Here is a 12,072-nt window from a genome sequence, read left to right as displayed (position 1 = left end):
GCGCCCCCCAGACCCTGCCCTTGGTACTCCGGAGCTAGATAGAAGTGTTCAATCCATTTTTCATCCGATTCGGGGCGGACAGCAATGACACCCACCGCGGAGGCCTCAACTTCGATAACAAACGTGTGCGCTGGGTGAAAACCCGTGACGAAGCGCTCTCTGACGTGCACCGGATCCCAGCGTCCGAGCCGCTCGAGATCGGGACGCATGACTTGAGCGCGGAGCTCGGCAATCCATGAAGCGTCAGAGGGAAGGCTTGGGCGCAAAGACCAGACGGGCGGCATGTACTCATTGAAGCTGAAACTACTCGACACGACGAAATCCCGCAGGATCCCGGCCCGGTAGCTGTGGGCACGTTCCAATTCGGCGAAGGCTCCCACGACGCCGAAAGCATCAGGTTTGCCAGGGGCGAATCCTCCCCCGTGAAAGTCAGGTTTTCCTTGAGAAACTCGATCCTGACACCCTTCCGGGTGAGCTTCTGCACCAGGGACCGCAGGTCGTCCAGGTTCCGGGCGAGCCGGTCCATGCTGTGCACGCCCAGGGTGTCACCGTCACGAATGAAGCGCAAGAGCTCCTCAAGCTGTCTGGGGTCGGAACAAATCCACGGGTGCACGCCGACTTATGAAATATACGATCGGGACCAATCCGGCAGCCGCCTGCTTGTAGACACCCGACAAAATCCTGCCGCCATTGGAAAACTAGCGTCTGCTTGGAGGAATATCCGCAGCTAATCAGCGCAAAGGACGATCAATGACGATGCAGGAAGATCCGGCGACCACCGGGTATGAGATTCTCGAAACCGCCCGCCGGCAGGTCCTCGAGGAAGGACGCGGGCTGACGCAGGAGCAGCTGGTGGAGGTTTTGCGCCTGCCCGATGTTGCCCTTCCGGCGGCGCTGCAGCTGGCCCATGAGGTCAGGCTCAGGCATTGCGGCGAGGACGTGGAGGTTGAGGGCATCGTCTCCATCAAGACCGGCGGCTGTCCCGAGGACTGCCACTTCTGCAGCCAGTCCGGCCTGTTCGACTCCCCCGTACGCGGCGTGTGGCTGGACATCCCGGAACTGGTCAAGGCGGCCAAGGAAACGGCCGCCACCGGAGCCACCGAGTTCTGCATCGTGGCGGCGGTCCGCGGACCCGACATCAAACTGATGAACCAGATCAAATTCGCAATCGACCGCATCAACGAAGAAGTGGAGATCAACATCGCCTGCTCGCTGGGCATGCTCACTCAGCGCCAGGTCGACCAGCTCAAAGAATGGGGCGTGCACCGCTACAACCACAACCTCGAAACCGCACGCAGCTACTTCCCCGAGGTAGTCACCACCCACAGCTACGAAGAACGGCTTGAGACCTGCAACATGGTCAAGGCCGCCGGGATGGAACTGTGCTGCGGTGCCCTCATTGGTATGGGCGAATCCATCGAGCAGCGCGCAGAACTCGCCGCCCAGCTGGCAGCCCTGGAACCGCATGAGGTCCCGCTGAACTTCCTGAACCCCCGGCCCGGGACACCGCTGGAAAACCAGGGCATCATGGACGGCAAGGACGCCCTCCGGGCGATCGCCCGTTCCGCCTGGCGATGCCCCGCACCGTGCTGCGCTACGCCGGCGGCCGGGAACTGACCCTCGGGGACCTCGGCACCCGCGAAGGCCTCATGGGCGGCATCAACGCCGTCATCGTCGGCAACTACCTCACCACCCTGGGCCGTCCCGCGGACGCTGACCTGAACCTGCTGGTCGAGCTGAACATGCCCATCAAGGAACTCCAGAAGACACTATGAACCGGGCTTCGACGAGCTCAACCACCGGCGATGCAGCGAGCTCAACCACCGACTCCACCCCTAACTTTTGCGGCCACTGCGGCGAGCCGGACGACGGCGGCTCCCGGCCGCCGTCGGACCCTCACCTTCCCTGCCGGGAACTCCTGGTACTGGAACCCCCGCGTTATTGCGCCGCCTGCGGGCGGCGGATGAAGGTCCAGGTCACACCGACGGGCTGGAGCGCGGAGTGCTCCCGCCACGGGGTTCTGGTCCGATGACGCAGGGTTCGGCGCAGATGGGCCTGATCCGGCGGGACCGCGCACGCCTGTGGCACCCTTATGCCCCGGCGTCCCCGGATCTTCCGTTGTGGGAGGTCGAGGCGGCCAGCTCACCCCCCACGCCGCCGGTAAACAAGGAGTCCGGAGAAAAGATCTTCAAGAAATCCCTGCAGGTCATGTCGTCAGCAGGACCGCGCGACATGAACGCGACATGAATAGGTACAGGACCAACCACGCCCAGCACAACCAGCCAGAAAGGAGACCCGGATGACGCCACTTCCCAGCAGGCGGAGGACTGACCAGCCAGGGCTCTGAACCCGCAACCCAAATAACCGAACAGGTCACCGCGGCGGCCAGGCACCAGCCGCGACAAGCGTCAGAGGGACCCACTCCGGTCGACGTACACCCGTTAAAGCAAAAACCCCTCTGACGAGGGGGTTGCTGTGCCCGAGGTGGGACTCGAACTGCATTCCCTCCCTGGCAAACACTGGACTCCCGCGGAAACGTGCGGAATCCGGCCCGATCCGACCACTGTACGACCCGATCCGGGCCGGCCTGTGGAAGTACCTCTCCGGGGTGGGGGTCGGGACGTCCCCATGCCCTCGGCACCGGACTTTCCAGGGCAACAGTAGGCTCAGAAAATGATTGGACGAGTAGATGAGGTCGCAGTGGATTGCCAAAGCCCGGCCGCACTTGCGGACTTCTGGTCCTCGGTCCTCAGTGGCGAACCAGTGCACTGCAGTGCGGGGCTGTCATTAGGACAAGGCCGTGACGGCCAGTCTCCGAACAATGGCCGTGCCGCCCTCCACGCACACGTCGGTGCCCTGGTTCCCGGACAGGGGGAAGACCAGATCGCTCAGGACCACCTTGCCGTCTTGGGCGAAGACCTCCACCGAGCACTGGTCGACGACGACGCTGAGCCTTAGTACACCGTCGTCGAGCTTCATGGGCGCTGACTCCGCCGAGGCGAACTTTCCGTGGAAGGCGGTGTTTCCGGAGTTGCGGCGATCCAGGGTGAGCCGGCTCGTAGCGGCATCGAAGCTGAGAACCGTTGCGGCGCTCCCGCCCGATCCGCCGAGAAGCCTGAAAGCAACGGTCCGGGCCGTGCCGGGCAGGATCTCGGCCTCGATCAGCTGGGCTGATCCGGGCGCCGCGGCGGGCAGTTGCACCAGGGAGTCGTGAAGTTTCAGGTCGTGGATGGTGCCGGCCGGCTCCCCACAGTCCAACGGCAGCACCGGGCGCTGCACCAGGCGCGGCAAACCGTCGACCGTCGCGAGTTCGACCTCGCGGGCAAGCGACATCCCGGAGCGCCACGGGGACGTGGGCAAAGAGTTGGCATAGTCCCAGTTGTTCATCCAGCCGATCATGATGCGGCGGTTCTCCGGGGCGTTGCTGAAGGAGACAGCGGCATAGTAGTCACGTCCCCAGTCGAGCCACAGGCAGTGTCTGAGATCCGTGGTCCCGTCGGCATCCGCTGGAGCAAGTGAATCAGAGTCGGCGGTGAACTGCACCCCATCGAAGTCGCCGACGAAGTACTGCCCTCCGGAGCCGCCGGCCACGGCACCCGGGTTGATGTTGACCACCAGGACCCACTTGACGTTGTCCGGGTCTCCGTCGACGGGGAGCGGGAACAGGTCGGGGCATTCCCATTCGCCTCCAGTGGCGTTTGCGGGGCCGAAGGTGCTCAGGTATTCCCAGTCCTTGAGGTTGGCCGAGCGGTACAGCACAACCTGCTGGTGCTGGGCCTCCACCGCCACCATGACCCAGCAGGAACCGGCCGGTACCTCGTAGCGGAACACCTTGGGGTCCCGGAAATGGGCCGAGCCGCGGCCAAGCACCGGGTTGCCAGCGTATTTGCTCCACGTCATGCCGGCGTCCGTGGAGAACGCGAGAGACTGGGCTTGTGTCCCCTGGTGCACCGAGCCTTCCTTGAAGGCGCTCGTGTAGGTGGCCACGAGGGCCGGATCTTCCACCGTGCCGAATCCCGAGGTATTGCCGTGGTCCACCACGATACTGCCGGAAAAGACGTCTTCATCCTCGTCGCAGGCGATGGCAACCGGGTGTTCGGTCCAGTGCAGAAGGTCGGTTGAGGTGGCGTGTCCCCAGGACATGTTGCCCCAGACGTTGTCGAAGGGGTTGTTTTGGTAGAAGAGATGGTAGACGCCCTGGTGCCACACCAGTCCGTTGGGGTCGTTCAGCCACGTGTTCTTGGCTGTGTAGTGAAGTATCGGCCGGATGTTGGGGGCGGTGTCTTCGGCGGGGCTGGCAGGGTGCGTTGTTGTTTCAGTCATGGGAGTTCTTTCGGGAAGTTTGGGCCAGTTCCAGGGATCGGATCAGTTCTGCCCGTGTTGGCGGGTTCGCTCCGTGCCGTCCGACGGTTATGGCCGCAGCGAGCGAGGCGGCTGTTCCCAGGCGGGTGAGTTTGCCGTAGCCGAAATCGTCCTCGGGGTCCTCGATGAGGCCCTCGATAAGCGATGACATGTAAGAGTCGCCTGCGCCGACAGTGTCTTTGACGACCACTGGCGATGCCGGCACTTCGATCTCGGYGGCATTCGACCGCAGATAGGATCCGGATGCGCCATCCGTGATGATTGCCAGTTCTGTCCCGAGATCAAGCAGCCGCCGCGCGATGTCGTGAGGGGACGTGCCGGGGTAGAGCCACTGGGCATCGTCCGTACTGAGCTTCACGACCGTAGCCAGGGCAACTGTGTGTTCGAAGGTCCTGAGCGCTTCAGCGTGGCTGTGGAGCAGTGTCGGGCGGATGTTGGGGTCGTACGTGATCAAGCAGCGGCGGGAGAACAGTTCCAGCAAGGACCGGACTTGGGTTGCTCCGGGTTCCATGAAGGAGGCCAGTGACCCCGTGTGCAGCACCTTCGGGAGGAACGTGGGGCTGATTTGGGGGAGGTTCCATTCGAAGTCGAATTCGTACTCTGCGGAACCACTGCTGTCCAGAAGCGCCCGGGCAGTGGATGTGCGGTTGAGGTGCTCGGCTCCCGGAAGCAGGCGTACTCCTGCGGTGGCCAGGTGCCGTTGGATGCTCTTGCTGCGCTCATCTCTGCCCAGCGCGGTGAGGAATGCGGTGCTGACGCCTAGCCGACCGAGTCCGAACGCGACGTTCATACCCGATCCGCCTGGAAACTCGATGGGCCCTGCGGCGGTGTCAATGATGTCGATTATGGCCTCGCCGACGACGACGACATCCGTTTCAGGGCAGGGGGGAACTGGGGTGCTGTGCATTTGAGGTCCTTGGAGGGTTGTGCGCGTCTCTTACTGGACGCGCTCGAGGTCAGGTGTTGGCGTGTGTAGACGAGTCCGGTGCCGCTCTGCTGGCAGCGTCCGTATGTTTTGGGGAGGCGACGGAATCGCGAAGGACCATGGGACAGGGAAGAGTGGTCGGGTGAGCGGCGAACAGGTGCAGGTCGGTTTTTCCCTCGATGGCGTCGATCAGGTTTTCGGTTGCCCATGCGCCCATTTCGTAGTGGGGCAGGGCGACGGTTGTCAGTGCGGGGTAGAGGTTTTCGGCGATGAGTTGTTGGTTGTCGAAACCGACGAAGGAAATGTCGTCCGGAATCCTGAGACCAAGTTCACCGGCGGCCCGGTACGCCCCCATGGCCATGCGGTCGTTGTAGCAGAACACGGCCGTGGGCCGGTTCGGGGGTTTCAGGAGGCGCAGCGCCGCCTGGTAACCCCCGGAAACTTCCGAGTGCTCGGACTGGACCAGTTCTGCGTGGAACGGCAGCCCGGCATCTGCCAGCGTGTCCTTGAAGGCCCTGAGCCGGGAGTGAGTTGCTGGCACGTCGTCGGTGTTGTTGAGCATGCCGATCCGGGTGTGCCCGGCGTCGATCAGGGTTTGCACGGCTGACCGTGCACCRCCGATTTCGTCGGGGATAACGGAGGAAACAGTTTGGCTGATGTCTTCGGAGTCCACCAGGACCGCCGGGAGTCCGACGAGGTTCTTGGGGACGGCCAGTTTGCGGTGATACATCGTGGCGTACAGAATGCCGTCTACCTGCCGGTCCAGCAGATCCGCCACATCACTTTCCCTGGAATCCTGGGAGCTGGTGCTGGTGGAGTTGATGATCATGATGTTGTATCCGCGGGCCCGCGCCGTTTCCTCGGCCCCGAGGATGATCCTGCCTGCGTGGGGGGTGGTGGCGATTTCCTCGCTGATGAACCCGATCATCCCGGAGCGTTGGGTGCGCAGGGCCTGGGCGAGCCGGTTGGGCCCGTAACCCAGCCGTTGGGCCGCTTCGTGGACCCGTTCCCTCGTCTCCACCCCCACCCGGGCGTAGGCAACGTCATTGAGGACGTGGGAGACCGTCGTGACAGAGACGCCGGCTGCGGCTGCCACGTCCTTGATGCCAACCGACTTGTTCATTTGTCTCCCACGTCCTTATGTTGATGCTGATTCTACGTCCGGGTAATTGCTTAGTGCGTTTTATTCGTCCCAGGGGCCGGATGGCGATCCCCGGGGGTCTCGCCGGGCCTGAGCCGGATACTGGTCCACAAGTGCATGTGCCGCCTCGACACCGATCGTGGGTGTGGCCCTAAAGGCGTTAACAGCCCTGTCTGCGATAACTTGGGCGTCACTTCCGGAATCAAGGATCGTATTCCGCGCTGATTCGGAATCGACCATGACGGCCGTAACGGCGAGGCCGTCCGAAGCCTCGGTCGTCAACAGAGCGTCCACCTGAGCCGAGAAACAGGAGTCACTTGACTTGGAGTGAACGTCCATCGCCACCACGTGGTTGTTGGAGACGAAGTTGCCAACCCCCGCCATCAGCCGGATGATGACAGGCGTCGCACCTGTCGGCCGGATGCTCTGTGAGTCGATGATCTGGGAGAAGTGGTTGCCGACGACAGAGTTGTTGCTGCCGCTGACACAGAGAAGTCCGTTGAGGTCATTCAGTCCGTTGTCGACTCCCAGGAAGGGCGTCCAGGGCTCATGGTCACGCAGGAAGTGGTTCGTGGCCACGAGGTTTTCCGAACTATTCGCTTCGAGAATCAGCATCCCAGGGTAGAACGAATGCAAACGGTTGTTGGTGATGCTTGAACGCGTGACGCCGTTGAGATGGACGCTGCTCGCCCCGCGGGGGAAGACGTTGTTCGCGGTTATCAGGAGCCCGCCGTGGTTCTCGGCGTAGATCGAGTGACCCTTGAAGCCTGCTCCGACCAGGTTGTCGGTGATCTTTGATGCCTGTCCCCACCCGCGCAGCTCGATGCAGCTTCCGCATTCAGCGATGAAGTTGTCGTGAACGGAAAGAGCGTCCGCGTTGTAGATGGTGAGGGCGTTTTCAAGGTAGACGAACCCCATGCCGGTTACGCGGAATGAGTCATTGGCGTTCGCGACATAGATACCGGTCGTGCCGTTGACGTAGGTGTTCTCCGGATGCATCCCCGAGCCGTCCGAGTTGAAGTGCAACCCGTCGATGCAGAAGTTGGAGAACTCGACCGAGCTGATCCGCGGACTCCCGCTTCGCTCAACGTAGAAGGCGGCTCCCTTGGATTCCTCCCCGTCTCCGCCGAGGGGAATGTCGACGAGAATGCGACTCCCTCCGGGCCACAGCTCATGCAAGTCGGGCCATTCGTCTTCGGGAACGTTGAACCGGATGCTCGACGACGTAAAGCCGTGTCCCGACCCATGGATCCTGAGGAAGCTGACGTCGATCACCACCTGCGTACGAAGGTGGTAGTCCCCGGGCGGAATGTAGATCACCGCGCCTGGCTTTCCTCCGTTATTCGCATCGGTGACCGTCTGCCGGTCTTTGATGTCAGCGATGATGCTGTTGATTACTTCACCGACGTCCTCGGACGGATTGCCGACGGGCCACGTAGTCACGTCGTAGCAGTTGTTGCTTGACATAGGTTCTTCCCTTTGTGCTGTGGTTTCTCAGCCCTTGACGGCGCCGAGCGTCATGCCTGCGACGATCTTGCGCTGCAGGAGAAGTGTGAGGAGGATGACCGGAATCGAGTAGACGGCGGCCAGCGCCGTCATGGATCCCCAGTCGAGTCCGAACTGGGTCTGGAAATTCGCGATAACCACGGGGGTGGTCTGGGAACGGACCGCGGTCATCAGGAGGGCGAAGAGGAACTCGTTCCAGGAGGCCAGGAAGGCGAAGATCGCGGTGACTGCGATGCCGCCGGAGACCACCGGGATGACCACCCGCCAGAGGGCGCCGAGCCTGCTGCACCCGTCCACTGTGGCCGCCTCTTCAAGGTCATTGGGAACTGCCTCGAAGAAGCTGGACATGAGCCAGATGGACAGTGGCAGCGAGATGGTGGTGTGCGCGATGGACAGCGCGATCGGGGTGTCCGCGAGTCCCGCAGAGGACATCATCGATGCCAACGGGATGCCGATGGCGACCGGCGGGACCATCCGTGTGACCAGTGCGGCCATGATGAACACCCGGCCACTCGGTGTCTTGTAGCGGGTGATCCCGTACGCCGCGGGAACCGCCAGGACCAGGGACAGCAGGGTGCTGATGATGGCGGTCTGGGCGCTGTTGATGAACGAGGCCAGAACTCCGCTGCGGCCCAGGGCGTTGGTGTAGTTCTCCAGCGTCCATTCCTTGGGAAGGATGGTGGGCGGCACCGCGATGGTGTCGATCGGCGCCTTGAAGGAAGTGAACAGCAGGTAGAGGAACGGGAATCCGTAGAGGACCATCGCCGCTGCAAGGATGATCCACAGCAGGGTGCGGGTGCTGCGTCTGCCGGCTTCCAGGCCTTCGGCGTGGTGATTTCTACGGCGGGGACGACCCGTGCCCGAGACTGCCGAAGTGGGCGTCGCCGGCTCGACCGTCAGGGCTCCGGTGGGGGCAGCACCGGCAGTGGCACCGGACGCCTTGGTGCCGGTGGCCGGGATGGCCGAGACGGCGCCTGCGGGCCGGGGGCGGTAGGCCACCGCCTCAGCGGCAAAACTGTCGTTGATGGGGGTTTCGGCGGTGCTCATCAGTTGTCCTTCCCTGGGCGCCAGATGGTCGCGACGGCGAAGAACGCGACGCCGAGCATGGCCAGCAGGTAGATGGTGCCCATGGCGCTGGCCAGTCCTGGATCGCCGAAGCGGATCATGGTGCGGTAGATCAGCAGGCTCATGGTTTCGGAGGCGGACTGCGGGCCGCCGTTGGTCTGGATCAGGATGGTGTCAAAGGCCCTGGCTGCGTCGATGCCGCGCACAACCAATGCCACTGCGATGACTGGGCGCAGGAGCGGCAGGATGATGCTGCAGAGCAGGGTTGGGGCCTTGGCGCCGTCGAGCCGGGCCGCCTCGATGAGGTCGCCGGGGATGTTCTGGAGGCCGGCGAAGAGAATGAGGCACATGAAGGAGGTGGTAAGCCAGATATCCGGGACGGCCACGGAAAACAGCACGATGTCCGGGTTGGAGAGCCAGCCGATCTGGTTGGGGTTCTGCAGGATTCCCGCCTGGTGCAGGAGGGTGCCGATGAGCCCGAAGTTGTCGATCATCAGGAATTTCCACAGCAGGCCGGCGACGATGGGCGCGATCATCAGCGGGTAAAGGAACACCGTCCGCCAGACCTCGGATTTCCGGCCAAGGGCCGTGAACAGAAGGGCCATTCCCAGCCCGAGGGCGAACTCAAGGGCGACCACCACGAGGGTGTAGGCCAGGGTGCGCCAGCCGGCGCCCATGAATGCTTCGGAGGCGAAGGCGCGGATGTAGTTGTCCAGGCCGACGAAGTCGCGGGGGCCCCCGGCGATCGGGGAGATCTTGAAGAGGCTGTCTGCCACGAGGCGGAACAGCGGGTAGGCCACAAATACTGTCAGGAACAGGGCCGCCGGCGCCATGAGGTACAGGGCGAAGCGGCGATCGGAGATACGCACGGTTTTCTCTTCCGATGGTTGGGGCCGCGGCCGGCACTAGTGTTTCGGTGCCGGCCGCGGAGTCTTACTTGAGGAGGTCCTGGATCTGCTTTTTCGCGTCGGCCAGGAGAGTTGCGGAGTCGCCGCCGGCTACGGCCTTTTGCAGCATGGGAACCAAGACGGTGTCCACTATCTGCTGCCATTTGGCAGTGGCAGGGCGCGTGGCCGTTGCCTGGCCCTTGAGGGTCTCGATAAGCGGCTTGAAGCTCTCGTAGCCGGGCTTGTCCTGGTACTTCTCGAAGGCCGAGATGCGGGAGGCCAGGCCGAGGCTGGATTCGATGCCCAGGTCGTTATGGTCATAGGCGCACTTGACGAACTTCTTGGCAGCGTCGCTGTTCTTGGTTGCCTTGGGCACAGAGAGGTACCAGGGGCCGGGAACACCGGCAACACCGGCGGAGCCGCCGATCATCGGAGCGGCGCCGACCTTGCCCGCGACCGGGGAATCCTTGGGGATCTGGCGGTAGGCGTGGGCCCAGAACCGGGTCATCGCGGTCTTGCCCTGGTTGAACAGGTTCTGCGCTGCTGCCCAGTCGACCTGAGCGGCGCCGGGAGGGGCGGACTTGACCAGGCTGGTGTAGAAGTCGAGCGCGTCCTTGTGCGCGGCGTTGTCGATCACAACGTTGTTGTTCGCATCGAGGACCATCGGGGAACCGGCCTGGAGGACATGGGCCAGCCATTCGGTTTCGACGCCGCCCTTCACGTCTGTGCCGTACATGCCGTCCTTGGTGAAGAATTCGGAGATGTCCTGGTATTGCTTCCACGTAGTCGGAGCGGCGAGGTCGTAACCGAACTTGGCCTTGAAGTCGGCCTTGTTCTTGGCGTCCTCGAAGAGGTCCTTGCGGTACAGGATGATTTCGGAGTTGGTCCAGGCCGGCATGCCGATAAAGTGCCCGTCCACGTTCGCTTCCTTCACGAGCGCGGGGAAGATGTCCTTCTTCGCCTCGTCGGTGAAGAGCTCGTCGATGGGCTGGACGGCGTCCTTGAAGCTGGGAAGCCAGACGGAGTCCAGCGCGGCGACGTCGAAGGAGACGTTGCCGGAGGAGAACTCGCTGGAGAGCCTGTTGAACATGCCGTCGTAAGGAAGTTCGACGAAGTTGACGTTGATGCCTGTATCTTTCGTGCACTGTTCGGCGACGCCTGTCAGTTCGGCGTGGCCACCGGCCTCGACGAGGACGTTGACGGTGCTCGCGGCGCTACCCGACGTCGCAGCCGGGCCCCCCGCCCCGCAGGCGGTTGCTGCCAGAAGCACCGCGGTGGACAGCCCGCCAAGGGCGGCGATCCGGGAAATCGTGGTTCGAGAGGACATCGCTGTCGACTCCCTTTCTTTTGAACGGAATCTACGGTTGGGGTGGAGCTGGGAAACTTCAAGTCTCAGTGAAAAACCGTTTTGCCAAATCGACTTGGCATCACACTAGGGGCGGCGACGGATGCGTGTCAAGCATCACATCGAAATCCTGCGGACCCTTGACGACGCTATGGCAGCCGCCATACCGTAGCCCACAGCCGATGGGCAAATCGTTTTGGCAGATTTTGGCAAAATGCTGCATATTTTGCGCCCCGAAGACCACCCTGGCGTTCGGGCCCTTTTCCAACCTTCGCACGCCCGGTGGGGGACCCTAGGGTCCTCTCGTCACCAATTCAAAGGAGAACAGATGAAACCCATCCCGGACGTCAGCGCAGGAGCGTGCTGCGGGCCTTCACGGTGTCCGTAGCAGTAGCAGGCACCGCCTTCGCCATGGCATCCACCGGCAGCCCCGCCACCGCAGCACCCACACAGATGGCCGCAACGCCTGACGCCGGCCAGCGGCCGTTGGGGCACCGTCACCTGATCGGTGTCCTCTAGAAGCACCCAAACGTTCAGTCCCCCAACGATGTGAGGAGAACCAGCTTTGACCACCGTCTACGACGTCACCACCTGGAGCGTGCCAGGGAATCCCCCGGCTACCCCGTACAACGACATCGGGCTCATCATCAACAGCATCATCGCTGACATCAAGAGCCAGCAGACCAGTCAGGCATCCAAGCCCGGCGCCGTCATCTACGCGCCCGGATCAGATCTGCCTCAAACTCGGCCACCATTCAGGACGTTGAACAGCAGCCGGCCTACGGGGTCAGTCGGATCGTGGGTGCTGCCGCCGAGACTGAGGCCTACCCCTTTGGCCGTC

General features: G+C 62.9%; 11 protein-coding genes and 4 pseudogenes. 5 read left to right on the top strand and 10 right to left on the bottom strand.

The annotated features are described in order from the left end of the window. The coding region (locus AC1D1W_RS17795) for an N-acetyltransferase family protein (protein ID WP_476944377.1) at positions 1-284 on the bottom strand (284 nt) is incomplete at its 3' end. 66 nt (positions 285-350) lie between these two features. Next, positions 351-583, bottom strand: a pseudogene (locus tag AC1D1W_RS17790) (recombinase family protein); the annotation flags it as partial. A gap of 167 nt (positions 584-750) precedes the next feature. On the opposite strand from AC1D1W_RS17790, the pseudogene bioB reads away from it, so the two are divergent. The 4 genes and pseudogenes from bioB to AC1D1W_RS17770 all read left to right on the top strand — a co-directional run. Further along, a pseudogene (bioB, locus tag AC1D1W_RS17785) lies at positions 751-1,775 on the top strand (biotin synthase BioB). Continuing rightward, entirely contained in the window at positions 1,772-2,032 is a 261-nt protein-coding gene (bsaP, locus tag AC1D1W_RS17780) for a biotin synthase auxiliary protein BsaP (protein WP_084476061.1), read from the top strand. The pseudogene bioB and the gene bsaP overlap by 4 nt, the downstream one beginning before the upstream one ends. Then, the gene (locus tag AC1D1W_RS17775) at positions 2,029-2,247 is read left to right on the top strand and encodes a hypothetical protein (protein WP_476944376.1); all 219 of its coding nucleotides are present in this window, start codon (positions 2,029-2,031) and stop codon (positions 2,245-2,247) included. Before bsaP ends, AC1D1W_RS17775 begins: the two co-directional genes overlap by 4 nt. Positions 2,248-2,673: 426 nt before the next feature. Next, a pseudogene (locus AC1D1W_RS17770) lies at positions 2,674-2,775 on the top strand (hypothetical protein); the annotation flags it as partial. 12 nt (positions 2,776-2,787) lie between these two features. Here the strand turns inward: AC1D1W_RS17770 and AC1D1W_RS17765 are convergent. The 7 genes from AC1D1W_RS17765 to AC1D1W_RS17735 form a co-directional block, all read right to left on the bottom strand. Continuing rightward, on the bottom strand, positions 2,788-4,323 hold the full coding sequence (locus tag AC1D1W_RS17765; RefSeq protein ID WP_476944375.1) for a glycoside hydrolase family 32 protein: 1,536 nt from the start codon (positions 4,321-4,323) through the stop codon (positions 2,788-2,790). After that, positions 4,316-5,269, bottom strand: a complete 954-nt coding sequence (locus AC1D1W_RS17760; protein WP_476944374.1) for a carbohydrate kinase family protein — start codon at positions 5,267-5,269, stop codon at positions 4,316-4,318. The genes AC1D1W_RS17765 and AC1D1W_RS17760 overlap by 8 nt, the downstream gene beginning before the upstream one ends. Positions 5,270-5,318: 49 nt before the next feature. Further along, complete coding sequence (locus AC1D1W_RS17755; RefSeq protein WP_476944373.1) at positions 5,319-6,410, bottom strand: LacI family DNA-binding transcriptional regulator; 1,092 nt, start codon at positions 6,408-6,410, stop codon at positions 5,319-5,321. A gap of 60 nt (positions 6,411-6,470) precedes the next feature. Beyond that, complete coding sequence (locus AC1D1W_RS17750) at positions 6,471-7,895, bottom strand: right-handed parallel beta-helix repeat-containing protein (protein ID WP_476944372.1); 1,425 nt, start codon at positions 7,893-7,895, stop codon at positions 6,471-6,473. A gap of 27 nt (positions 7,896-7,922) precedes the next feature. Continuing rightward, complete coding sequence (locus AC1D1W_RS17745) at positions 7,923-8,753, bottom strand: carbohydrate ABC transporter permease (protein ID WP_308197232.1); 831 nt, start codon at positions 8,751-8,753, stop codon at positions 7,923-7,925. 227 nt (positions 8,754-8,980) lie between these two features. Next, positions 8,981-9,868 (bottom strand): carbohydrate ABC transporter permease, encoded by an 888-nt coding sequence (locus AC1D1W_RS17740; protein ID WP_243178500.1) that lies wholly within the window; start codon positions 9,866-9,868, stop codon positions 8,981-8,983. 64 nt (positions 9,869-9,932) lie between these two features. Next, on the bottom strand, positions 9,933-11,213 hold the full coding sequence (locus AC1D1W_RS17735) for an ABC transporter substrate-binding protein (RefSeq protein ID WP_476944371.1): 1,281 nt from the start codon (positions 11,211-11,213) through the stop codon (positions 9,933-9,935). Between the two features lie 396 nt (positions 11,214-11,609). Here AC1D1W_RS17735 and AC1D1W_RS17730 point away from each other — a divergent pair, with 396 nt between their 5' ends. After that, positions 11,610-11,750, top strand: coding sequence for a hypothetical protein (locus AC1D1W_RS17730; RefSeq protein WP_476944370.1), 141 nt, complete (start codon positions 11,610-11,612; stop codon positions 11,748-11,750). A 197-nt stretch (positions 11,751-11,947) separates the two neighbouring features. On the opposite strand, the pseudogene AC1D1W_RS17725 reads toward AC1D1W_RS17730, so the two are convergent. After that, positions 11,948-12,072 (bottom strand): annotated as a pseudogene (locus AC1D1W_RS17725) (recombinase family protein); the annotation flags it as partial.

This window comes from Arthrobacter sp. P1_B4 (genome assembly GCF_056406555.1).
The sequence above is the reverse complement of the archived record's forward strand: the minus strand, read 5'-3'. Positions and strand labels throughout refer to the sequence as shown.